The following is a 23217-nucleotide window of genomic DNA, read 5'->3' on the forward strand; positions in this document are numbered from 1 at the left end:
TCAGAACCGCGATTATTTATCGGCGGTTTCGGCCTCTTGCGCGGCGACGTATTCCGCACAGGCGCGCTTGTCGCCCCGCTCCAGTTCGGCCAGCGAGTCAGCCACGGTGTGGCGCGCCAGCACCGCGAGCGAAGCCTGCTCGGCCTCGTTCACCACCGATTTGAAATACCAACAGGCGTTGGCGCTCACCAGGCAGCGGGCCGGCACTTCAGGGCGTGAGGCCCAGATGCGCTTGTCGTCGATCACCGCCAGGTAGATATCCCGCAGGGTAATCTCTTCCGCCGGGCGGCCAAGGTGGATAGAGCCGTTTCGGCCCAGGGTGGAAACGATGATGCCGTCTTTGGTCAGCGGCACCATCAGTTTGCGGATAAAGCTCGGGTTAGCTTCCAGAGTGGCGGCGAGCGTGGCGCTCGTCGAACGCATGCCCTGCTTCTCAGCTACGGCGACGCTAAGGACCATTTGCAACGCTGTCGGAAAGCGAAAATCTAACATGTCGTTATCTCTGCGAGACGAAATACTCGGGTTTGGCCGGTGCGGCGATTAGCGCCGAACACACCGCTTAATCGCACAATAATATAACAAACGCGGGGGCTTTTTTGAAGTTTTGTCCAGTGATATCGCACGCAGACATTAGAACGATCGTCGAATTCGCGGGCAGACAAAAAGCAGAAACCCGCGTCAATGTTAACGCCGCTCGCTTAACCGAGTTAAACGATCAGAACTAACACTGCCCGCGGGTTTAATTCGAATGCGTCGATCAGGCTCTGTTCAGCACCAGTTGGCCGTTTTTATCCAATGGGATTTGGGTGCCCGGATCGTGATCCATGCGGATCTTGCCCTGCTGATTGCCGATCTTGTAGGTCACGTCATAGCCCAGCATTTTCTGAGACTTGTCGTAGACCGTTTTGCAACGCTGCTGAACGCTGGTGGTGACGTCGTTGTTCTGCATCGCCCCTTGCACCTGGTTACCGGCGTAGCCGCCGCCCAATGCGCCCACCACGGTCGCCACGTCGCGTCCGCGACCGCCGCCGAACTGGTGGCCGATCACGCCGCCCGCCACTGCGCCCAGCACAGAACCGGCGATGCGGTTTTCATCCTGCACCGGTGCACGGTGCGTGACGGTGACGTTGCGGCATTCCTGACGCGGCGTTTTGATGGTTTCTTTAATCGGCGTTGCGGCGAGCACCTGCGCATATTGCGGACCGGCAGAAAAGACGTCCAGGCTGGCTACCGCGGCAATCCCCAGAGCGGCAGCGATGCCAATCCCAACACCGGCTAACATTGACTTGTTCACAGGAAACCTCCTGAAAGTGTTACCACGCATTTTTTCCGGGTCTGTTACCGGCATGGCACCGCGCTTATTATTTTGCGCATGGGCGGCTTGCGGTATCCCGGTTTACGGCGTGCGCGACGCGCCGTCTGTAAACGAGGTAAAGTCTGCACAATGATTTGAGGGCTCGCAATAAGACAAGGGGACCAAAAATGCGGGAAAACGGCCGTTTTGCCGTTGTTTAGGAGGAATCTTAAGAATTTTACCCATGTCGGCGACAACTTATGCTGAAGAATCAAGCAACCGCCGCCGTTAGCCTCGCGCCGCCATAAAAAAACCCGCGCGGGCGAACCGGCGCGGGTTGATCGACAACGGCGGGATCAGTGCATCTTCAGGCGCGGGCGGATCACCCGGTTAATGCCGCCCACCAGCATCATCAGGCCGGTTTTGATGTAGCCGTGCAGCGCCACCTGGTGCATGCGATACAGCGAGATGTAGACGAAACGCGCAATGCGCCCTTCCACCATCATCGAGCCGCGCATCAGGTTGCCCATCAGGCTGCCGACGGTGCTGAAGCGCGACAGCGACACCAGCGAACCGTGGTCTTTGTACACGTAAGGCTTCAGCGTCTGGCCGTTCATCAGCGCCAGAATATTGGTGGCGCAGCGTGAGGCCATCTGGTGCGCCGACTGGGCGCGCGGCGGCACGAAACCGCCGCCCTCTTTCGGGCAAGAGGCGCAGTCGCCGATGGCGAAGATGTTCGGATCGCGCGTGGTCTGCAGCGTCGGCTCCACCACCAACTGGTTGATGCGGTTGGTTTCCAGGCCGCCGATGTCCTTCATAAAGTCCGGCGCTTTGATGCCTGCCGCCCACACCATCAGATCGGCGTCGATGAACTCGCCGCCCTTGGTATTCAGGCCTTTGGCGTCCGCGCTGGTCACCATGGTGTTGGTCAGCACGCGCACGCCCAGCTTGATCAGCTCCTGGTGCGCCGCAGCGGAAATGCGCGGCGGCAGCGCCGGCAGAATGCGCTCGCCGGCTTCGACCAGCGTCACGTTGAGCGCGCTGTTGTCCAGGCCTTCAAAACCGTAGCTGTGCAGCTGTTTCACCGCGTTGTGCAGTTCGGCGGACAGTTCAACGCCGGTGGCGCCGCCGCCGACGATGGCGATGTTGACCCGCTCTTTTTGCCCCGGCTGCGCCGAGAACTTCAGGAACAGGTTAAGCATTTCGTTGTGGAAACGACGTGCCTGATGCGGGTTATCCAGGAAGATGCAGTGCTCTTTCACGCCCGGCGTACCGAAATCGTTTGAGGTGCTGCCCAGCGCCATCACCAGGATGTCGTACGGCAGTTCGCGCGCCGGCACCAGCTCGCCGCCCTGCTCGTCGCAGATCTGCGCCAGCTGCAGCGTTTGCGTCTCGCGGTTGATGTTGGTCAACGACCCCAGCTGGAAGCTGAAATGGTGATTGCGCGCGTGCGCCAGGTAGCTGAGCGCATCCACGCCGTCATCGAGGGAGCCGGTCGCCACTTCGTGCAACAGCGGTTTCCACAAATGGCTGTGGTTGCGATCCACCAGCGTGATCTCGGCTTTGTTCTTGCGGCCAAGTTTATGGCCCAGGCTGGTCGCCAGCTCCAGACCACCGGCGCCGCCGCCGACAATAACGATTTTCTTCTTTGGCGTTGTCAAAATAACCCCCTAAATGTGAACCATTTGTTATCTCAGGGTAAATAAATAATATCCTTAGAATACATAGGGTTCGCGTAAAATAAATCGGCTCTCTGCAGCCAGAATAGCATGTGAGGTTATTTGGTCATACCAAAATTGACGTACATCAATTTTATTTGGTTAAAGGCTGGACGAGGGCATTTTTTGGGGATTGCGATTCAAATAGTTAGCGCTGAGTCACAGTTTTAAATTTTGCCGATTGCCACGCAAAATCTGGCTTTGGCGCACAAAAAAGCCGCACTTTCCGTCGGTGAAAAACGGGGAGCGCGGCTCGCGGCAGCGTTATGAAACTGTTAACCCAGCGCCTTGAACGCCTTGAGCCGCTGCAGATGCGGCGAGATGTTTTTGAACTTGTGCGTCTGCTGTTCATCCCACACGATCTCGTAGTAGTGATGCAGCAATTCGGCGCTGCGCCGGTTATCCAGCACCTCGTCGTGGCGCGACAGCACCACCAGACAGCGATCGCGGTTTTTCTCGCGGAAATCCTCCACGCACTTGGTGGCGATATCGCGATACTCTTCCGGCCGGTCTATCTTGCCGTGCATGTGCTCTTCCGGGTACAGGTTGGGATTGAACATCGCCTGGCGAATGCCGCACAGGAAGCCGATGCGCTCCGCCCAGAAGCCGCCGAGGCCGACCCCGCAGATCAACGGGTGCGCATCGCCGCCCTGCTGCACCGCCTTGTCCACCTCTTTCAACAGATGCTGCATGTCGTGACGCGGGTGCAGCGTGCTGTAGCTGATAAAGCGCACATCCGGATCGATAAACTGCAGCTGTAACACCTTTTCATGATTGCCGGGACTGGTGGAATCGAAGCCGTGCAAATAGATAATCATGTGGATCCTCGCAACAAGCCAAGGGCCGCGGGCGCGGCCCTCATCATTTCCGCTCCGCGCCGCGATGCGGCGCCTGGGTTCACCCTTGCGAACGCTGCTTGTGCTCCTCCCAGCGTTCGCTCAGCGCGCTGAGCGCCTTGTGCGCCTGCTGCCAGCGCTCGGAGTCGCGCAGTTCCTGACGGGTGAACTGACCGCGATGATATAACCGCTTCACCTTCTCTGCTTTGACCGGGGACAGGTTATCCAGCACGCTGACCGCACCTTCGCGGTGGTTGCACACCAGGATCATGTCGCAACCGGCATCCAGCGCCGCCTGGCCGCGCTCGGCGTAGCTGCCCATGATGGCGGCGCCTTCCATCGACAGATCGTCGGAGAAAATCACGCCGTCGAAGCCCAGCTCCTGACGCAGGATCTGCTGCAGCCAGTACGGCGAGCCGCTGGCCGGACGCGGGTCCGCTTCAGTATAGATGACGTGAGCCGGCATGACGGCGTCCAGCAATTGACGATTGATCAGCTCGCGGAAGATCGCCATGTCATGCTCGCGGATCTGCGCCAGCGGCCGCGGATCGCGCGGGGTTTCCTTGTGCGAATCGGCGCTGACGGCGCCGTGCCCCGGGAAGTGCTTACCGGTGGTTTTCATGCCGGCGCTGCGCATGCCGAGGATAAAGCGTTCCGCCATCGCCAACGCCTGCTGCGGATCGCTGTGGAACGAACGCTCGCCGATCGCCGCGCTGGCATGGCCGATGTCCAGCACCGGCGCAAAGCTGATGTCGATATCCTGCGCGATCATCTCCGCCGCCATCAGCCAGCCGGCCTCCTGCGCCAGGCGGCCGCCTTCTTGCGCATCGTTCAAGGCGGCGAACGATTGCGCCGCCGGCAAGCGGGTGAAGCCTTCGCGGAAGCGCTGCACGCGCCCGCCCTCCTGATCCACGGCCACCACCAGCCGATCGTGCGATTCGGCGCGGATCTGGCGCACCAGCTCACGCAGCTGCTCCGCATCGTGGAAATTACGGGTAAACAGGATCAATCCGCCAACCAGCGGGTGTTTCAGAATCTCGCGTTCTTCTGCATCCAGCTCGTAGCCGGCGACATCTAGCATTACTGGGCCCACGGGCACCTCACTTCATATTGTTCGTTCAGAATTCGGATGATGATAAACAGAATTGCCGGCGCAGCGCCGCGCCCCAGCGCAAAAATTCAACGTCGCCGCTCTGCTGCCAGCGCACTTCAAACCACAGCAGCATCAGATAATCCACCCACGGCAGCCAGCGCTGCACCTGGGCCTGCAGCCGGGCGACGTCGTGATAGCCCTGACGCGCGTAGTGCTGCAAAAAGCGCTGCTGCGGCTCAGCCGCCCAGCCGTTGCCGCGAAACAGCGCGGCGATATCCAGCGCCACATCGCCGTCGGCGGCATACTCCCAGTCGATCAGCCGCAGCCCCTCGCCGGTCGCGAGCAAATTGCCCGGGTGGATGTCCATGTGCAGCGGTGCCAGGCGTAATGGCCGCGGCGGCGCGCAGCGTAAGAAATGACGCTGCCAACGCAGCCAGGCGGGGGTTAGACGCCGCCCATCCAGCTGCTGCCAGTAACGAATGAACTGCCGCCGCAGATCCAGCCGGTAACCGCTGAGCGGCCGCCGATGCAACGTCGTCGCCATCGCCGCCAGCTCGCCGCGTTGATTCAGCGCGTCAAACTCAGCTTCTGTGACGATGTCACCTTCAAGCCATTCAAGGACAAGCCACTGATTATTCTGCGCGAAAACCCGTGGCCCCAGCCCCGACGCGCAGCGACGCAAGACCCGTGCTTCCCGCCGTCTGCTCACGCCCAGCGCGCGTTTCTCCGCGCTGTTTTGCCGCGCCAGCAGCGTGATGTCCGATCCGTCGATGCGCCAGCTCTCGCCGGTCAGCCCCTGCACCGGGCTGAAATGACAACCGGCGGTATTCACCGCCGGCAGTCTGGTTTCCATCAGTTGTCGCAGCGCGGCCTCAGCGTTTAACGGCGCCATTGCCCGACCAGACGATCTCGCCGGTTTGCACCAGCATCAACTGCATATCCAGCGCCGGCGACTTCACGTCGCCGCTGACGTCGCTGTACAGCACGTACTGCGCGCCGACTATGCGCGCCAGGCCAATCGCCTTGCTGCGCGAACCGAAGCTGTCATCCGCCGACAGGCCCAGCGTTTGTCTGGCGCTGGTCAGCTTCACTTCCGGCACCACGCTGAAGGTGGAGTTCGACGCCAGCGCCTTATACAGCGCCGCGGTGGCTTTGCCCATCTGCAGCGAGCCGTTGGTGTTGTTCTTGACGCTATCCAGCAGCAGCACGCTGCCGGCCGTGACGCCATCGGCCTTGAGCATCTGATTCACCAGCGGCTGAACGCTGCCCAGCCAGTCAAGCTGCTGGATTTTCGGCGGCTGCGGCACCGGCTCGGTGGTTGGCGGCTGCGGCTGCTCGACCGGCGGCGTCGGCTGTTCCGGTTCGACGGTGACCGGTGGCAACGGCTGATCCGGCTCAGGCGGGCGCGACAGACAGCCGCTCAGGGTGAATGCGGCCAGCGCCACTAAGACGTAGTTTTTCATGCTTTTTCTCCAAACCTGGCAAGCGCTTACAGGTACAGATACAGACGCGCGCTTTTAGCTTCCAGATTACCGTTAATCGAGTAGATTTTGGCGTCCGAGTTAGGCGCCACGACGATCTCACGCGGTTTCTCGAAGGGGCGAATATCCAGCCCCTGCGCGTCGTACCAATAGAAACGATAATGCACGGTGACCGGCGTCGGTTGGCTGTTATTGAGCACCGAAGTCGCCATCACCCGCCCGGAAGCGTTCGAGACAGAGGGCGTATCGGCAAAAATGCCGGCGGTCAGCACCGAAGGATCCATCACCACCGTTTGCCCCCGGTTAACCGCGATGCCGGATGGCGAACTGCACCCCATCAGCAACGCGGCGGGCAGCGCCAACGCCATCAGACAACGCAGAGTTTTTTTACCGCGCATGATTTCCTCGCTTAACGTGACAGCAGCGGCCCCAGCGAGCGGCCACCGACCAGGTGCATATGAATATGATAGACCTCCTGACCGGCGTGGCGGTTGCAGTTGACGATCAGGCGGTAGCCGTCCTCGGCGATGCCTTCCTGTTCGGCGATTTTCGCCGCGGCGGTGATCATGCGGCCCAATGCGGCCTCATGCTCCACGGTCACGTCGTTGACGGTTGGGATCAGCACGTTGGGAACGATCAGCACATGGGTGGGCGCCTGGGGGGAGATGTCACGGAAAGCGGTGACCAGTTCATCCTGGTAAACCACATCAGCAGGGATTTCGCGGCGGATAATTTTACTGAAAATCGTTTCTTCGGCCATCTGGCGTTCCTTGTTTTACACAATTAGCTGTACGCAGTATGAGTGACAAATTCTACTGCTTTCAACCTGATTGCGCACTTTCCACGTCGAGTGCTGCAGATTCGCGCAGCCCGGCCCCCCGCTTGTGCATCTTTTCACTTTGGTTATTCACTAATGTTGCTTTACTTGCCCCGCGCCGCCGCCAATAGTAACCCCATGATTAACAAAGGATCTAGGGCGTTATGTTACCGAGAATTTCGGCGCTGTGCGCGCTGTTGCTGAGCGCCGCCGTGCAGGCGGCTCCGTCGGGCGGTATCGACCTGCAGGCTAACCGAGAGCCGATACACACGGAGAAAAACCCCGCCGCTATCGCGCTGATCCCGGCGGACTTTCACTTCGCGGTGCCCGGCAAGCTGACGGTGGCGGTAGCATTCGAGAACTCGCCGCCGCTGGCGCTGTTCGCCGAAGACAATAAAACGCTGATCGGCAGCGATCCGGACATCGCCCGCCTGGTGGCCGACAGCCTCGGGCTGGAGCTGAATCTGGTGCCCACCTCCTGGGAAGATTGGCCGCTGGGCATCAGCGCGGGCAAATACGATGCGGCGATCTTCAACATCGCCGTCACCAAACAGCGCAAAACCAAATTCGACTTCGCCACCTACCGGGTGGATACGCTGGGCTTTTACGTCAAATCCACCAGCCACATCACCGCGATCAATCGCCCGCAGGACGTGGCCGGGCTGCGGATCATCGTCGGATCCGGCACCAATCAGGAAAACATTCTGCTGGGATGGGATAAGCAGAACCGCGCCGCCGGGCTGCCGCCGGTACAGCCGATCTACGTGACCGACGACGCCGCCACCAACCTCAGCATTCAGTCCGGGCGCGCCGATGCGTTCTTCGGCCCCCACTCCACCGGCGCCTACAAGGCGGCGCTGACCGGCAAAACCAAAATGGTCGGCATCGTCCCCAACGTGGCCTACGTCGCGGTCACCACCAAAAAAGGCAACGGATTGGTGAACGCCGTCAACGCCGCGATCAATGGTGCGATCGTCAGCGGCGAATATGCGCAGGTGCTGGAACGCTGGGGCGAAGGCGACGAAAAGGTCGAGCGTTCAACCATCAACCCGCCGGGCATCGGCGACTAACCGCCGATCAGCTGCGGGGCATGCCGACGCATCCACTCGGCCAGCGAGTCCAGCGTCGGCCGCAGCGATTTGCCCAGCGCGGTGACCTGATACTCCACCCGCGGCGGCACTTCGGGATACACCTGCCGCGTCACCAGACCGCGTTGTTCGAACAGCCGCAGCTGGCGCGTCAGCTCTTTTTGCGCGATGGGTGCCACCGCCCGCTGCAGCTCGCTGAATCGCACCGGGCCATCGATTATGATCAGCCGGTACAGGATGGGTATCGCCCATTTGCCCGACACCAGATTGACGAAGTCCACCATCGGGCAGGGTTCCCCCGCCGTCGGCAACGTCGCCAAATTATTTTCCGCCGTTAAGGGCGCTTGCGTCGTCATTTCATCCCACCTCGCCCTTTAGTATCCAAAAGGTGCCTACTATGCAAAAGGAACTATAGCGCAAATAATGCCGCAACAGACGCTAAAGAGGAATCGGTTATGTCACGACTGCAAGGCAAATACGCATTGATTACCGGCGGCACCAGCGGCATCGGGCTGGAAACCGCCCGCCAGTTCATCGCCGAGGGCGCAACAGTGGCGATCACCGGCCGCAGCCAACGCGCCCTGGACGCTGCAGGCCAGGCATTGGCGGGCAACGCGCTGCTGCTGCTGAGCGACGCCGGCGACATCCCACAGCAGCGCGCGCTGGCGCAGCAGTTGGAGCAACGGTGGCCGCGGCTGGACGTGCTGTACGTTAACGCCGGCGACGTCACGCATCGCCCGCTGCAGGAGTGGGATGAGCAGAGCTATCAGCGGCTGATGGACATCAACCTGAAGGGGCCGTTCTTTTTGATCCAGGCGCTGCTGCCGCTGCTGGCCAACCCTTCTTCGGTGATCCTGTGCGGTTCGGTCAGCGCCCATATCGGCCTGCCGCAGAGCAGCGCCTACGCCGCCAGCAAAGCCGGTTTGTTATCTTTGGCCAGAACGCTCTCCGGCGAGCTGCACGCGCGCGGCATTCGCGTCAACGGCCTCAGCCCCGGCCCGACCGAAACCCCGGCGCTGGGTAAGCTGGGGCTGGCGGAAGCGGATGAGCGGGCCTTGCGCGACGATATCCGCGCGCTGGTGCCGATCGGCCGCATGGGCAGCGCGTTGGAGCTGGCCAAAGCGGTGGTGTTTCTGGCGGCGGATGAGTCGGCCTTTATGGTCGGCGCCGAGCTGCAGATGGACGGCGGCGTGGGGAATCTTTAACTATCGCGCAGCACAATAAGGCCGCTTATGCGGCCTTTATCAGGTGCCACTCAGCTCACCCCTTGAATCGGGTTGGTATTAAAGGTGTAGACTACGATCTTCCACTGCCCCTGCTGTTTCTCCAATACAAATACTTCACGATTTAAATCGATCAGGGTGGCACCGTCGCTTATTCGGGTGACCGTTGCGCCGCGATGATGGTGCGTGCGTACATAGGCCATATTACCGTTCACGCTAACGCTGTCATACACGAACTCGGTTTCAAATTTCTCTTTCTTAAATAGGTCGTCATATTGTTGGCGGCGCTTTTCATTGCTGTCCGCCGTCGGCCTTTCGTTCCACTGCGAATAACTTTGTGGTGCAAAAAGTGACAAAATAGTTTGAGTATCGCCGGCATTAAGCGCTGTCTGATATCGGTTTATCAGCTGATAAACCGCCTTCTGCTCAGCCGCAACGCCCGCATCAGCGGAAACCCTGTAACTTTGTGGCGCGGCCTCGCTGCCTACGGCATACGTTTGGCCGCACAAGCCTGCTCCCGCCAATAACAATACGGCAGTTAACTTTCTCATATAAATATCCTCTTCGGCGTTATTTCATTATGGCAATACAGGATGCGATTTCAGATGAATAAAAACGCTGAAAATAAACTATCCAATGCCGCGTTAAATTGACAGCCGGCATATTTAAAAATACTCTTTTAATAATTTAAATAATTGAAGCCGTTAACATGAATGAACTGCATGCGCTACGCGTGTTCTGCCAGGTGGTAGAAATGGAGGGGTTCAGCCAGGCGGCAACCAAAATGGGGCTCTCCCCGGCCAGCGTCACGTACAGCATCAATCAGCTTGAAAAACAGTTCGGGCAGCCCCTCTTCAAACGCTCAACCCGGCGCTTCTCCCTGACCAGCGCCGGGGAGCGTTGCTACCGCACCGCGCAGGCGATACTGCAGCAGTTTGACCGGCTGAAAAACGACCTGTCGGGCGACTTTGAACAACCGCGCGGACCGCTGCGGGTCGAGATAGCCTCGATGCTCAGCAGCATGCATATCGCCCCGGCGCTGCCGGCTTTTTTGGCACAATACCCGGAATTGCAGCTCAGCGTGTCGGTCAGCGATCGCTTGGTCAATCCGGCGGAAGATCGCGCCGACGTATTTATTCGCATCGGCGCCGGCGACATCCCCGAGATGGTCAGCCGTCAATTGCTGCAACCACGCTATCTGTGCTGTGCGTCTCCCGATTATTTTACGCGCCACGGCCGGCCGGAACACCCAAAACAACTGCAACAGCACCAGCGGCTGGGATTTATCCGTTCAGGCGCGGCGGCGGCGGATGACTGGCAGTTCATTCGCGGCGACGAACGCTACTCTCTGGCGCCCAGCCCGCTGTTGAGCTTTAACCATTCCCAATCGCTGTGCGAGGTTGCCAGGAATCACCTCGGCCTGGTTTACTTGCTGGATTGCACGCTGGAAAATTATCTGAAGACGGGGGAATTGGAGCCGATACTGCAGGAGTGGGCGCCCACCGGGGCGCCGATCAATATTCTCTATCCGCGCCTGCGGGATCGCAGCCACAAAATTCGGGTCTTCGTCGACTTCATTAGCGAGCTGTTCGCCGAAAAATTCGCCAGGCCCTGATCGCGCGGCTCACCCCAATCCAGGGATATCGACGCCGAAAGTCTGCAGCAACAACACCGCGTTGAGCAGCACGATCACCACCGTGCCGACCACCGCCGCCAGACTGGTCCAGCGGCCGTTGGCGAACTCGCCCATGATGTCGCGGCGGCGGGTGAACATCACCAGCGCGATCATCGGCGCCGGCAGCGCCAAACTCAGCACCACCTGGCTGTAAACCAGCGCGTCGGTGGCGTTGACGCCCATCGCCACCACGATAAACGCCGGCACCATGGTGACCAGGCGGCGCACCCACACCGGGATGCGGAAGCCGACGAAGCCCTGCATGATCATTTGCCCGGCCATGGTGCCCACCACCGAACTGGAAATGCCGGAGGCGATCAGCGACGCCAGGAAGATGCCGGCCGCCGCCGCGCCGAACAGTGGCGTCAGCGTATGGTAGGCGGTGCCAATCTCGGCCACGTCGCTGTTACCGGCGTGGAAGGCGCTCGAGGCCATGATCACCATCGCAATATTCACCAGCCCGGCCAGCGCCAGCGCGATCACCACCTCGATATTGGAGAAACGCAGCAGCTTGCGCCGCTCGCCGTTGTCGCTGGCCGGGCTGCGGTGCTGGGTCAACCCCGAGTGCAGGAAAATGGCGTGCGGCATCACGGTGGCGCCGATAATGCCGACGGCGATGGTCAGCGCCTGGGCATCCGGCAACTGCGGCGTCACCATGCCGAGGCCGGCCGCCTGCCAATCCACCGGCACGATGAACATTTCCACCAGGTAGCACAGCGCGATGATGCCCACCAGGCCGCCGATCATCAGTTCAACCGGACGAAAACCTTTTTTCTCCACCATCAGCAGCGCATAGGTGATCACCGCCGTCACCCCCATGCCCGCCAGCAGCGGCATGTGGAACAGCAGCGCCAGCGCGATCGCCCCGCCGAGAAACTCCGCCAGATCGGTGGCCATCGCCGCCACTTCGCTGAGCAGCCACATGCCGATCACCACCGGCCGTGAAAACTGGTCGCGGCACATCTCCGCCAGATTGCGGTTGGTGACGATGCCGAGCTTGGCCGACAGCGCCTGGAACAGCATGGCGATCAGGTTGGCCATCACCACCACCCACAGCAGGCTGTAGCCGTATTTCGCCCCGGCCTGGATGTTGGTGGCGAAGTTACCGGGATCCATATAGGCGATAGAGGCAATCACCGCCGGGCCGGCGAACAGCAGCGGCGTGAAGGCGCCGCGCTTGCGCCCGGCAAGGGCGGCGCCAATCGCGATGTTTGTCCGTTCGGTTAACGATGAGGGGGTTGCCGCGTCTCGCATGAAGTACCCTTAATCTTTTACTGGTTATTTTTCCACCGTTCATGCTGACAATGTAGCATCGGCTACACTTTATGCAACAGGCGAAATTAATGGGCTTTGTGTAGAGATATTTCTAACTACCACAATGCATGGCATCGAATTGATAATGTGTGCTATTTGGACTAACTTAGGGCAACCCTCCCGCATTGCCGGGAGACGCCATTTTTATGCTTACAGGACGCCCCACGCTATGGTTACCCGCGCGCCAGATAACGCCGACCGCCACGCCCAGACCGACATGCCGGACGAGGCCGAGCACGCCCTGCGTTTTAGCCGCGCCCGCGAAGCGCAGTCCAATGCGCTGATCGAAGATTACGTTGAGCTGATCGCCGATTTGCTGCAAAGCACCCGTGAAGCCAGAACCACCGATATCGCGCGCCGCTTCGGCGTCTCTCACCCGACGGCGATCAAAAATATCGCGCGGCTCAAAAGCGCCGGGCTGGTGGAATCGCGCCCTTATCGCGGGGTGTTTTTAACGGAGGAAGGCGAGCAACTGGCGCAGAAGGTGCGCCGCCGTCACCGCATCGTGGTCGATCTGCTGATGTGCCTCGGGGTGCCGAGCGAAACCGCCGAGCTGGACAGCGAAGGGATTGAACACCATATCTCGGACGAAACGCTGGCGGTGTTCGAGCATTACCTGCAAAAACATGCCAAACCCTGACTCCCGGAGCACCGATGAGCTACGCCGTGCAGCAAGTCTACGATCAGCGCCTGGTGGTATTCGCCGAAGCCGGGCCGATGTTGAAAAGCGAAAACGACGTCAGCCTGTTTATCGCGCCCGCCTTTGAACACGAGGCCGGGATGATTGCCCTCCCCGTCAGCCGCCTCGACGCCGCCTTCTTCCAGCTGAGGAGCGGCATGGCCGGCGCCGTATTGCAGAAATTCATCAACTACCGCCTGCGTGTGGCCCTGCTGGGCGATATCACCCCTTGGTTAGCGCAAAGCAACGCGCTGCAAGACTTTGTGCGCGAAGCCAATCGCGGCGAACAGGTCTGGTTCCTCCCTTCTCTCGCCGAACTCGAACAGCGCCTTGGCGCCTGACGAAAGGCAATAAAAAAGGGAGGCTTTCGCCTCCCTTGGTAACTCCCCTGCCTGAATCAGTGATTACGGATATATTCGTCCATATCGGTTTTCAGGTTGTCAGACTTGGTGCCGAAGATGGCCTGCACGCCAGAGCCAGCGACGACTACGCCAGCTGCGCCCAGTTTCTTCAGGCCCGCCTGGTCAACTTTGGACACGTCGGCCACGCTGACGCGCAGACGGGTGATGCAAGCATCCAGGTTAGTGATGTTTTCTTTACCGCCGAAGGCCTGAACCAGCGCTGCGGACATTTCGGAACCGCCCTGCGCAGTCTGCTCGGCAGCGGTGTCTTCACGGCCCGGGGTTTTCAGATCCAGCTTGGCGATCAGCACGCGGAAGATGGTGTAGTACACCAGACCGTAGATGATGCCGACGATTGGGAACAGCCAGATTTTGCTGCTGTTGCCGCTCAGTACGATAAAGTCGATCAGGCCGTGCGAGAAGCTGGTGCCGTCACGCATGCCCAACAGAATGCAGATTGGGAACGCCAGACCGGCCAGGATAGCGTGGATCACGTACAGGATCGGCGCAACGAACATGAAGGAGAACTCGATCGGCTCGGTGATACCGGTCAGGAACGAGGTCAGCGCGGCGGAGATCATGATGCCGCCGACTTTCGCGCGGTTTTCCGGCTTGGCCGAGTGCCAGATGGCGATGGCCGCAGCAGGCAGACCGTACATTTTGAACAGGAAGCCGCCGGACAGTTTGCCCGCGGTCGGGTCGCCCGCCATGTAGCGAGGGATATCACCGTGGAATACCTGGCCCGCCGCGTTGGTGAATTCACCAATTTGCATTTGGAACGGTACGTTCCAGATGTGGTGCAGACCGAACGGCACCAGAGCACGCTCAACCACGCCGTAAATGCCGAAGGCTACAACCGGGTTCTGATAAGCCGCCCACTGCGAGAAGGTCTGGATAGCCGTACCGATCGGTGGCCAGATGAAGGACAGCACTACGCCCAGAACGATCGCCGCCAGACCGGAAATGATCGGCACGAAACGCTTACCGGCAAAGAAGCCAAGGTATTCCGGCAGTTGAATGCGGAAGAAGCGGTTGAACATATAGGCCGCGATGGCGCCGGAGATAATCCCCCCGAGCACACCGGTATCCGCCAGGTGTTTGGCCGCAATCTCTTCAGCCGGCAGGTGCAGCACCAGCGGCGCAACCACCGCCATGGTTTTCACCATGATGCCGTAAGCCACCACCGCCGCCAGCGCGGAAACGCCGTCGTTGTTGGTGAAGCCCAAGGCGACGCCGATAGCGAAAATCAAAGGCATGTTGGCGAAGACCGAACCGCCCGCTTCCGCCATCACGTGGGAGACTACCGCAGGTAGCCAGCTAAAGTTGGCGGAGCCGACGCCCAGCAGGATACCTGCGATAGGCAACACGGACACCGGCAGCATTAGCGATTTACCTACTTTTTGCAGGTTTGCAAATGCGTTCTTGAACATAGTTGAGTGTGCTCCTGAGTAATAATGCTTTGCTACTTCTTGTCGCGATTGGTCGCGCTGCAAGGGGGGGAGAAAAACCCCTGCAATTCAGGGTGTCTGAGCACCCCTTGAATTTATTACGCAGAGTAAAATAAATAGCCTGCGCAATGTTTGATGACAATCACGTTTCGATGATCGAGCCGCAGCAACTTTGCATAAACCGGCTGTTTTTTGGCAAAAAAGGCCAAAAAATACGCACCGAACAACCTGAAACGGGAGGGAACCTTACCCGTTTCAGTGATTAATTACGAGCTCAAAAAAAATTATGCAGACAATGACCTACAGCTATAGCCTAGGTCAAAGATCACAGATCGAGGTGAAATAAGCGTGAAAAGTTGGCGGTGGTCGCTTCGGCCAGTTGTTCCAGGCTAACGCCCTTCAATATCGCCATGTATTCAGCCACATCACGCACATAGGCGGGTTGGTTTTCTTTGCCGCGATGCGGCACCGGCGCCAGATAAGGCGAGTCGGTTTCCACCAGAATGCGGTCCAGCGGCACATAGCGGGCTACTTCACGCAGCTGTTCGGCATTGCGGAAGGTCACGATGCCGGAGAAAGAGATGTAAAAGCCCAGATCCAGCAAAGCTTCGGCGGTGGCCAGATCTTCGGTGAAGCAGTGCAGTACGCCGCCGCAGTCCTGTGCGTTCTCTTCACGCAGGATCGCCAGCGTATCCGCGCGCGCATCGCGGGTGTGGACGATCACCGGCTTGTTCAAATCCCGGCCGATGCGGATATGCTCGCGGAAAGAGTCCTGCTGCAGCTCAAGGTTGTCTTTCTGGTAGAAGTAATCGAGCCCGGTCTCCCCCAGCGCCACCACCTGCTCCGCCGCCGCCAGGCGACGCAGCTCGGCATAATCATAGCCTTCTTCCAGGTTGAGCGGATGCACCCCGCAGGAGAAGGCCACATCGTCGCGCTGGCCGATCAGTTCGGTCATGGAACGGTAGCCCGGCAGCGTGGTGGCGACCGCCAGCACATAGCCGACGTCGCGCGCTTTGGCCTTGGCCAGCGCATCGTCCACATTCTGGTGCAGCGTTTGATAATCCAGGCCGTCAAGGTGGCAATGAGAATCGACTAACAACATAATTTTTAACTCTTTTACTTTACAGCGAATGAGGTTGGGAATAGCCGGCGGCGCCGAGCATCTGTTCCCAGCGAAGTAACTGTTCGGTCAGCAGCAGCTCGCGATTGACGCCCACCACGCTGAGCAGCTGGTGACGGCAGTTCAGCCACTGCTGCACGATCTGCTGCAGCGAGGCGCTGCTCAGCAGGCTGGCCAACTGGTGCACCAGCGGCTGCTGATCCTGATTCAACACATAGTGATGCGCGCCCTGTTGCCACTTCATCGCGTCCACCAGCAGCGCGCACAGCCAGTGCAGGCGCTCGGCGACGTCTTCGTGGTTTAACGTCGGCAGCAGCGACAGCATATCGCGCTGCGGTAGCGCGGCGCTCAATGCGGCGCACAGGGCGCCGCGCTGTTGCCACTGCTGCGGCTGCAACAGCTGTTCGGCGGCCAGCGGCGCGCCATCGTGCAGGCGCAGCGCCGTGAGGCGGTCCGTCTGAGAGCCCGCCGCCTGTCGGCCCAGCCACTGCAGGCTGAGCTGCTCCTCCGGGCTGGCCAAATGCCAGTACAGGCAGCGGCTGCGCAGCGTCGCCATCAGCCGCGACGGCTCACGGCACCCCAGCAGGAAATAGGTTTTCTCCGGCGGCTCCTCCAGCGTTTTCAACAGCGCGTTGGCCGCCGCCTCGGTCAGCTGTTCCGCCTGCGGCAGCCAAATCACCTTGGCGCCGCCCTGCTGCGCGTGGGCGTACAGCTTCTCAATCACCTGGCGAATCGGTTCGATCCCCAGGCTGCTCTTGCCCTTTTCCGGCGCCAGCACGTGATAATCCGGGTGGTTACCCGCCAGCATCAGCCGGCAGCTATGGCACTCACCGCAGCTTTTTTCACCGTTGCGCTGCTGACAGATCAACCGACGGCTCAGGCCGTAGGCCAGCGCATCGTCACCGTTGCCCGCCGCAGCGTGCAGCAGCAGCGCATGATGGCCGCGGCCCTCGGCGTACTGCCCAACCAGCTGGCGATAAGGGCCATTCAGCCACGGATACCAGTTCATTATGCGCCTTCCTGCTGCCGCAGCCACTGGCTGACGCAGTCGCGGATCGCCGCCGTCACCTGTTCCAGCGGCTGGGCCGCGTCGACGGTGACGATGGTTTCATCCTGCGCCGCCAGCTCGAGATAACGCGCGCGGGTGCGTTCGAAGAACGGCAGCGCCTCCTGTTCGATGCGATCCAGCTGGCCGCGCGCCTGCGCGCGTTGCAGGCCGACCAGCGGCGGCAGATCGAGATAGACCGTCAGGTCCGGCCGGAAATCCCCCAGCACGGTGTCGCGCAGCGAGGTCATCAGCTGCGGATCCACGCCACGGCCGCCGCCCTGATAGGCTTGTGAAGAGAGATCGTGGCGATCGCCCACCACCCAGGCGCCGCGCGCCAGGGCGGGTTTGATCACGGTTTCCACCAACTGCACGCGCGCAGCGTACAGCATCAAGACTTCGGCCTTGATGGTCGGCAATTCGCCGTCTATGCCGCGCTTGAACAGGTCGCGCAGCTTCTCCGCCAACGGCGTGCCGCCAGGTTCACGGGTGAAGACGATGTCATTGATGCCATGTTCACGCAGCACATTGACTACCGTGTCGCGCGCGGTGGTTTTGCCCGCGCCTTCCAGCCCTTCGATAACAACGAATTTACTTTTCATTCTTTTCCTTTAACGCCTGACGGTACACGCGCACCGCCTGGTTATGGCTCGCCAGATTGGTGGTGAAGGTATGCCCACCCTTGCCGTCGGCGACAAAATAGAGATAAGGCGTTTTAGCCGGATTGGCGGCCGCTTGCAGCGAGGCCTCGCCCGGCATGGCGATCGGCGTTGGCGGCAGGCCGGCGATCACATAGGTGTTGTAAGGCGTCGGCGTCTCCAGATCCTTGCGCGTGATGTTGCCATTATAGCTTTCGCCCATGCCATAGATCACCGTCGGATCGGTCTGCAGACGCATGCCGATGCGCAAGCGGTTGACGAACACCGACGCCACCTTGCTGCGCTCTTCCGGCACCGCGGTCTCTTTCTCGACGATCGATGCCATGGTCAGCAGCTCTTCCGGCGTTTTGTACGGCAGACTGGTGTCGCGGCCGTCCCAGGCGGCCTGCAGCGCTTTATTCATGCGGGCGTGGGCGCGCTTGAGCAGCGAGATGTCGCTCATGCCGGCGGTATACTGGTAGGTATCCGGGTACAGCCGCCCTTCCGGGGTTTCTCCTGCAGCAATGCCGAGCGCGGCGGCGATCTCCGCGTCGCTTTTGCCCGCCAGAGTGTGTTTCAGGTATTTGGACTGCTGGAGCACCTGCTGCCAGTCACGCAGGCGTGAGCCTTCGATAAAGCGCGCGGTGAACTGCGCCTCTTTGCCGCTGGCCAACAGTTTCAGCATCTGGCGCACCGTCATGCCCGGCGTGAACCGGTAGGTTCCGGCCTTGAACTCCGCCAGCTCCGGTTCCAGTTTCAGCAGCCACTGGAACCAGCGGCCGCTGCGCACCAGTTTATCGCGCACCAGTAACCCTTCCAGCGCCACCCGGCCAGTGCCGGCAGGCAGTTTGAAGATAGTCTCTTGCTGGATAGCCAGCGGCGTATCGGCAAAGCGTTCGATCTTCTGGTAGCCCCAAAACAGCAGCGCCAATGCCAGAACAACAATAACAGACAGGACCTTCAGCTTTCTTTTCTTCATCAATCAGCCATGGTTAACAGTGTGGACGCAAAAAATCATACAGCTGGCGCGAATGATAACGCCATGATTGAGCAACGTTTACCGGCAGCAGCGGCATCAGCGCGTTGCTCACCAAGACTTCGTCGGCATCGGCCAGCGTCTCCAACGGCTCGCTGACGCAGTGCAGACGGTATTCCGATCCCGCCAGCAACGCGATCACCCGTCGCCGCATCAGGCCCGCGACGCCCGCCTGGCTCAGATCCGGGGTAAACACCGCTTTTCCCTTACGCCAGAACAAATTAGCCGCACAGCATTCCACCAGCATACCGGCAGTGTCAAGCACCAGCGCCTCGTCGGCGGCCGTCTGGTCAAGATGCGCGCGGATCAGCACCTGCTCCAGGCGGTTCAAATGCTTCAACCCCGCCAGCAGCGGATTGCGCGCCAGCGCCACCGGGCTGAGCGCAAGCGTGATGCCCTGCTCGCGCCACTGCAAATAGTGCGCAGGGTAGCTGCTACGGGCGACGATGCGCGTCGGGTTTTCGCACCCCGTAGGGCTGTAGCCTCGTCCACCGCTGCCGCGCGTCAGTATCGCTTTGACCACGCCGAGCGAAATTGATTCTGCCGCCTGCGCCATCTCGCGCTCGAAAGCCGGCCAATCGGTGGCGGGCAGCATCAGCCGTTGGGCCGCCTGCTGCAGCCGTTCCAGATGCCAGGGCAGCAGCTCGACTTTGCCGTCGATAACCCGGGCGGTAGTAAAGCAGCCATCGCCGAATTGCAGGCCGCGATCGCTCGGCGCCAGCGCATCGTGGCGTTGTCCGTTAATCCAGTACATGCTTCCTCCTGTTGCCGGGTGATTTCATTACGCTCGCAGAGCAGAATAGCAGGCGGCAAGGCAATACGCAGCCCTGCTGACGGCCGGACGCCGGGCGTAAAAAAGCCCGGTTAAAAAACCGGGCTTTTCATTAGCGAACAACCGCGCGAGTTACACTCGGCGGAAGATCAGCGAGCCGTTGGTGCCGCCGAAGCCGAAGGAGTTACACAGGGTGTACTCCATATCGCTGACCTGACGCGCTTCGTGAGGCACGAAGTCCAGATCGCAACCTTCATCCGGGTTATCCAGGTTGATGGTCGGCGGTACCGCCTGATCGCGCAGCGCCAGCACGGTGAAGATGGACTCGATCGCGCCCGCCGCGCCCAACAGGTGGCCGGTCATCGATTTGGTCGAGCTCACCAGCACGCGCTGGGCATCAGCGCCGAACACAGATTTCACCGCCTGCGCTTCCGCCTGGTCGCCCGCCGGCGTAGAGGTGCCGTGTGCGTTGATGTAACCGATTTGTGACGGGGTCACACCGGCGTCAAGCAGGGCATTTTCCATCGCCAACGCAGCGCCTGCGCCGTTTTCCGGTGGTGACGTCATGTGATAAGCATCGCTGCTCATCCCAAAACCAACCACTTCGGCGTAGATTTTCGCGCCGCGTTTTTTCGCGTGTTCGTACTCTTCCAGCACCATCATGCCGGCGCCGTCGCCCAGCACGAAGCCGTCGCGGTCTTTATCCCACGGACGGCTCGCCGCCTGCGGGTTGTCATTACGGGTGGACAGGGCGCGCGCTGCGCCAAAGCCGCCGACGCCCAATGGGGTGCTGGCTTTCTCTGCCCCACCGGCCAGCATCACGTCCGCATCATTGTAAGCAATGATACGCGCGGCATGGCCGATGTTGTGTACACCTGAAGTACAGGCGGTGGCAATGGAAATGCTTGGGCCACGCATGCCGTACATGATTGTCAGGTGACCTGCAATCATATTCACAATGGTGGAAGGCACGAAGAACGGACTGATTTTCCGTGGGCCACCGTTAACCAGTGAACTGTGGTTTTCTTCAATCAAACCCAGGCCGCCGATGCCGGAACCGATCGCGGCTCCAATGCGGCTGGCGTTAGCCTCGGTGATGTCCAGACCTGCATCCTGCATGGCTTGCATGCCGGCAGCGATACCGTACTGGATAAAGGCGTCCATCTTGCGCGCATCTTTGCGAGAGATGAAATCCTCAGAATTAAAATTCTTTACCAGGCCAGCAAACTTGGTCGCATAGGCAGTGGTATCGAAATGGTCGATCAGGCTGATGCCACTCTGACCGGCAAGAAGAGCGTTCCACGTGGACTCTACCGTATTGCCGACAGGAGACAACATGCCCAGTCCGGTCACAACTACTCGACGCTTAGACACGTTTGTCCTCCAGGGAGGGAAAAATATGACACTAGGGATAGAAAAAACTTAGGCGGTCGAACGACCGCCTAGATATGTTCTCTTACTGCTGGCTAGCGTTGATGAAATCAATAGCTGCCTGAACAGTAGTGATCTTCTCAGCTTCTTCGTCTGGAATCTCGGTGTCGAATTCTTCTTCCAGTGCCATTACCAGCTCAACGGTGTCAAGAGAATCAGCGCCCAGATCTTCAACGAAAGAAGCGTTGTTCAAAACTTCTTCCTGTTTAACACCCAGTTGCTCAACAATGATTTTCTTAACGCGTTCTTCGATAGTGCTCATACTCTTAAATTTCCTATCAAAACTCGCTTTCGCGATGGTTTTCGTAGTGTATAAAATGCTGAAAAAGATGCAACTAAATCCCGGCTGGTCAAACCACGATTTTACGCTATTTTGCGGTTTTTGCCTCAAATAACGCAAATGGTTTTCACATTTTTTAAATCATGTACATGCCGCCATTGACATGTAACGTTTCACCGGTGATATAGCCGGCCTCATCAGAGGCCAAAAATGCAACAGCGCTGGCGATTTCTTTAGCATCGCCCAGCCGGTTGGCTGGAACTGATGACAAAATGCCTGCGCGTTGATCATCTGTCAACGCCCGTGTCATGTCCGTCTCAATAAAGCCAGGTGCCACGACGTTGACCGTAATGCCACGAGAAGCAACTTCACGTGCCAAAGATTTGCTAAAACCAATCAGACCGGCTTTAGCCGCCGCGTAGTTCGCCTGCCCTGCGTTCCCCATGGTGCCGACAACGGAACCGATGGTGATGATACGGCCAAACCGCTTTTTCATCATAGCGCGCATTACCGCTTTTGACAGGCGGAATACGGAAGTCAGGTTAGTGTCGAGGATATCCTCCCACTCATCATCCTTCATACGCATCAGCAGGTTATCACGCGTAATGCCGGCATTATTCACTAAAATGTCGATTTCGCCAAATTCGGCGCGAATCGATGCCAGCACGCTGTCGATAGATTGCGCATCAACAACGTTCAACATAAACCCTTTGCCGTTTGCGCCCAGGTAGCCGCTGATCGCTTCAGCGCCGCTCTCGCTGGTCGCGGTGCCGATCACTTTGGCGCCGCGGGCCACAAACGTTTCTGCAATAGCTCGGCCAATACCGCGGCTCGCGCCGGTGACCAGAACGATTTTACCTTCGAAGCTCATCATTTTCCTCTTTATTGTTCAAGCGCCGCCGACAGGCTGGCGGTGTCGTTCACCGCCGCAGCCGTCAGGGTGTCAACAATACGTTTAGTGAGACCGGTCAGCACTTTGCCCGGCCCCACTTCCAGCAGCGACGTCACTCCCTGTGCTGCGATAAATTCTACGCTCTCGGTCCAACGCACCGGGCTGTACAGCTGACGCACCAGCGCACTGCGGATCGCTTCAGGATCGTTTTCGGTGCGTACGTCGACGTTGTTCACCACCGGCACCTGCGGCGCGTTGAAGGTGATGTCCTGCAGCGCCATGGCCAACTTGTCGGCGGCCGGTTTCATCAGCGCGCAGTGCGAAGGCACGCTCACCGGCAGCGGCAGTGCACGTTTGGCACCCGCCGCTTTACAGGCGGCGCCTGCACGTTCAACCGCTTCTTTATTGCCGGCAATAACCACCTGGCCCGGCGAGTTGAAGTTGACCGGAGAAACCACCTGCCCCTGCGCGGACTCTTCGCACGCCTTGGCGATCGCGTCGTTGTCCAGGCCGATGATGGCGTACATAGCGCCGGTGCCTTCCGGCACCGCTTCCTGCATCAGCTTGCCGCGCAGCTCGACCAGGCGGATCGCCGCCTTGAAGTCCAGCACACCGGCGCAGACCAGCGCCGAGTATTCGCCCAGGCTGTGGCCCGCCATCAATGCGGGCGCTTCACCGCCCTGCTGCTGCCACACGCGGAAAATCGCCACGGAAGCCGCCAGCAGGGCCGGTTGGGTCTGCCAGGTCTTGTTCAACTCTTCCGCCGGGCCTTGCTGCACCAGCTGCCACAGGTCGTAACCCAGCGCGGAAGAGGCCTCACCGAAAGTCTCTTCGACGATCGGGAACTGTGCGGCCAATTCGGCCAGCATGCCAACGGCCTGCGACCCCTGGCCCGGGAAAACAAAAGCAAATTGCGTCATTTTTTATTCCTGTTCA

Annotated in this window: 27 protein-coding genes; 5 read left to right on the forward strand and 22 right to left on the reverse strand. The window is 59.8% G+C overall.

Annotated features, from left to right (window positions below; genetic code table 11):
• Positions 1-12 precede the first annotated feature (12 nt).
• From IMX17_RS08660 to hinT, 9 genes are all read right to left on the reverse strand, one after another.
• Positions 13-492, reverse strand: a complete 480-nt coding sequence (locus tag IMX17_RS08660) for an Rrf2 family transcriptional regulator (protein WP_046899281.1) — start codon at positions 490-492, stop codon at positions 13-15.
• A 265-nt stretch (positions 493-757) separates the two neighbouring features.
• The gene (locus tag IMX17_RS08665) at positions 758-1294 is read right to left on the reverse strand and encodes a glycine zipper 2TM domain-containing protein (protein ID WP_004928798.1); all 537 of its coding nucleotides are present in this window, start codon (positions 1292-1294) and stop codon (positions 758-760) included.
• 356 nt (positions 1295-1650) lie between these two features.
• A complete protein-coding gene (locus IMX17_RS08670) occupies positions 1651-2955 on the reverse strand; it encodes an NAD(P)/FAD-dependent oxidoreductase (RefSeq protein ID WP_004928794.1) in 1305 nt (434 codons plus the stop codon).
• Between the two features lie 332 nt (positions 2956-3287).
• Entirely contained in the window at positions 3288-3830 is a 543-nt protein-coding gene (ycfP, locus tag IMX17_RS08675; RefSeq protein ID WP_015377468.1) for an alpha/beta hydrolase YcfP, read from the reverse strand.
• Between the two features lie 79 nt (positions 3831-3909).
• The gene (nagZ, locus tag IMX17_RS08680; RefSeq protein WP_182264693.1) at positions 3910-4929 is read right to left on the reverse strand and encodes a beta-N-acetylhexosaminidase; all 1020 of its coding nucleotides are present in this window, start codon (positions 4927-4929) and stop codon (positions 3910-3912) included.
• A gap of 37 nt (positions 4930-4966) precedes the next feature.
• Complete coding sequence (thiK, locus tag IMX17_RS08685; protein ID WP_182264694.1) at positions 4967-5833, reverse strand: thiamine kinase; 867 nt, start codon at positions 5831-5833, stop codon at positions 4967-4969.
• Positions 5814-6404: a penicillin-binding protein activator LpoB gene (gene lpoB, locus IMX17_RS08690; RefSeq protein WP_193549612.1), complete on the reverse strand. Its 591-nt coding sequence runs from the start codon at positions 6402-6404 to the stop codon at positions 5814-5816. The genes thiK and lpoB overlap by 20 nt, the downstream gene beginning before the upstream one ends.
• A 26-nt stretch (positions 6405-6430) precedes the next feature.
• On the reverse strand, positions 6431-6820 hold the full coding sequence (locus tag IMX17_RS08695; RefSeq protein WP_025302428.1) for a YcfL family protein: 390 nt from the start codon (positions 6818-6820) through the stop codon (positions 6431-6433).
• 11 nt (positions 6821-6831) lie between these two features.
• Positions 6832-7182, reverse strand: a complete 351-nt coding sequence (gene hinT, locus IMX17_RS08700; RefSeq protein WP_004928776.1) for a purine nucleoside phosphoramidase — start codon at positions 7180-7182, stop codon at positions 6832-6834.
• Positions 7183-7403: 221 nt separating this feature from the next.
• Between hinT and IMX17_RS08705 the strand changes: the two genes are divergently transcribed.
• On the forward strand, positions 7404-8309 hold the full coding sequence (locus tag IMX17_RS08705) for a transporter substrate-binding domain-containing protein (RefSeq protein WP_193549613.1): 906 nt from the start codon (positions 7404-7406) through the stop codon (positions 8307-8309).
• Here the strand turns inward: IMX17_RS08705 and IMX17_RS08710 are convergent.
• Positions 8306-8683 (reverse strand): helix-turn-helix domain-containing protein, encoded by a 378-nt coding sequence (locus tag IMX17_RS08710; RefSeq protein ID WP_080350253.1) that lies wholly within the window; start codon positions 8681-8683, stop codon positions 8306-8308. The genes IMX17_RS08705 and IMX17_RS08710 overlap by 4 nt on opposite strands.
• A gap of 99 nt (positions 8684-8782) precedes the next feature.
• Here IMX17_RS08710 and IMX17_RS08715 point away from each other — a divergent pair, with 99 nt between their 5' ends.
• Positions 8783-9532 (forward strand): SDR family oxidoreductase, encoded by a 750-nt coding sequence (locus tag IMX17_RS08715; protein WP_193549614.1) that lies wholly within the window; start codon positions 8783-8785, stop codon positions 9530-9532.
• A 50-nt stretch (positions 9533-9582) separates the two neighbouring features.
• Here IMX17_RS08715 and IMX17_RS08720 read toward each other — a convergent pair whose 3' ends face one another.
• Positions 9583-10101 (reverse strand): DUF4440 domain-containing protein, encoded by a 519-nt coding sequence (locus IMX17_RS08720; RefSeq protein ID WP_046899273.1) that lies wholly within the window; start codon positions 10099-10101, stop codon positions 9583-9585.
• Between the two features lie 158 nt (positions 10102-10259).
• Here IMX17_RS08720 and IMX17_RS08725 point away from each other — a divergent pair, with 158 nt between their 5' ends.
• Positions 10260-11165: a LysR family transcriptional regulator gene (locus IMX17_RS08725; protein WP_046899272.1), complete on the forward strand. Its 906-nt coding sequence runs from the start codon at positions 10260-10262 to the stop codon at positions 11163-11165.
• A 9-nt stretch (positions 11166-11174) separates the two neighbouring features.
• On the opposite strand, the gene IMX17_RS08730 is transcribed toward IMX17_RS08725, so the two are convergent.
• Positions 11175-12479, reverse strand: coding sequence for an Nramp family divalent metal transporter (locus IMX17_RS08730; protein WP_193549615.1), 1305 nt, complete (start codon positions 12477-12479; stop codon positions 11175-11177).
• Positions 12480-12708: 229 nt separating this feature from the next.
• Here IMX17_RS08730 and mntR point away from each other — a divergent pair, with 229 nt between their 5' ends.
• Positions 12709-13179, forward strand: coding sequence for a manganese-binding transcriptional regulator MntR (gene mntR, locus IMX17_RS08735; protein WP_016928182.1), 471 nt, complete (start codon positions 12709-12711; stop codon positions 13177-13179).
• Positions 13180-13193: 14 nt separating this feature from the next.
• Positions 13194-13559 carry a DUF4180 domain-containing protein gene (locus IMX17_RS08740; protein WP_046899270.1) on the forward strand — a complete coding sequence of 122 codons (366 nt, stop codon included), beginning with the start codon at positions 13194-13196 and terminating at the stop codon, positions 13557-13559.
• Between the two features lie 56 nt (positions 13560-13615).
• On the opposite strand, the gene ptsG is transcribed toward IMX17_RS08740, so the two are convergent.
• From ptsG to fabD, 10 genes are all read right to left on the reverse strand, one after another.
• Positions 13616-15049: a PTS glucose transporter subunit IIBC gene (ptsG, locus tag IMX17_RS08745; protein WP_019455831.1), complete on the reverse strand. Its 1434-nt coding sequence runs from the start codon at positions 15047-15049 to the stop codon at positions 13616-13618.
• 343 nt (positions 15050-15392) lie between these two features.
• Entirely contained in the window at positions 15393-16169 is a 777-nt protein-coding gene (locus IMX17_RS08750; RefSeq protein WP_182264698.1) for a metal-dependent hydrolase, read from the reverse strand.
• Between the two features lie 19 nt (positions 16170-16188).
• Positions 16189-17196, reverse strand: coding sequence for a DNA polymerase III subunit delta' (holB, locus tag IMX17_RS08755; protein WP_182264699.1), 1008 nt, complete (start codon positions 17194-17196; stop codon positions 16189-16191).
• Positions 17196-17834, reverse strand: coding sequence for a dTMP kinase (gene tmk / locus IMX17_RS08760; protein ID WP_182264700.1), 639 nt, complete (start codon positions 17832-17834; stop codon positions 17196-17198). Before tmk ends, holB begins: the two co-directional genes overlap by 1 nt.
• Positions 17824-18849: an endolytic transglycosylase MltG gene (gene mltG / locus IMX17_RS08765; protein ID WP_193549616.1), complete on the reverse strand. Its 1026-nt coding sequence runs from the start codon at positions 18847-18849 to the stop codon at positions 17824-17826. Before mltG ends, tmk begins: the two co-directional genes overlap by 11 nt.
• A 13-nt stretch (positions 18850-18862) precedes the next feature.
• Positions 18863-19660, reverse strand: a complete 798-nt coding sequence (gene pabC / locus IMX17_RS08770) for an aminodeoxychorismate lyase (RefSeq protein ID WP_193549617.1) — start codon at positions 19658-19660, stop codon at positions 18863-18865.
• Positions 19661-19810: 150 nt separating this feature from the next.
• Positions 19811-21052: a beta-ketoacyl-ACP synthase II gene (gene fabF / locus IMX17_RS08775; protein WP_033642685.1), complete on the reverse strand. Its 1242-nt coding sequence runs from the start codon at positions 21050-21052 to the stop codon at positions 19811-19813.
• Positions 21053-21134: 82 nt separating this feature from the next.
• A complete protein-coding gene (acpP, locus tag IMX17_RS08780) occupies positions 21135-21371 on the reverse strand; it encodes an acyl carrier protein (RefSeq protein WP_004719003.1) in 237 nt (78 codons plus the stop codon).
• 154 nt (positions 21372-21525) lie between these two features.
• Positions 21526-22260 carry a 3-oxoacyl-ACP reductase FabG gene (gene fabG, locus IMX17_RS08785; RefSeq protein ID WP_004928729.1) on the reverse strand — a complete coding sequence of 245 codons (735 nt, stop codon included), beginning with the start codon at positions 22258-22260 and terminating at the stop codon, positions 21526-21528.
• A gap of 11 nt (positions 22261-22271) precedes the next feature.
• Positions 22272-23201, reverse strand: coding sequence for an ACP S-malonyltransferase (gene fabD, locus IMX17_RS08790; protein WP_193549618.1), 930 nt, complete (start codon positions 23199-23201; stop codon positions 22272-22274).
• Positions 23202-23217 lie beyond the last annotated feature (16 nt).

Source organism: Serratia sp. X3 (assembly GCF_014982455.1).
In the GTDB taxonomy this organism is placed as follows: Bacteria; Pseudomonadota; Gammaproteobacteria; order Enterobacterales; family Enterobacteriaceae; genus Serratia; species Serratia ureilytica.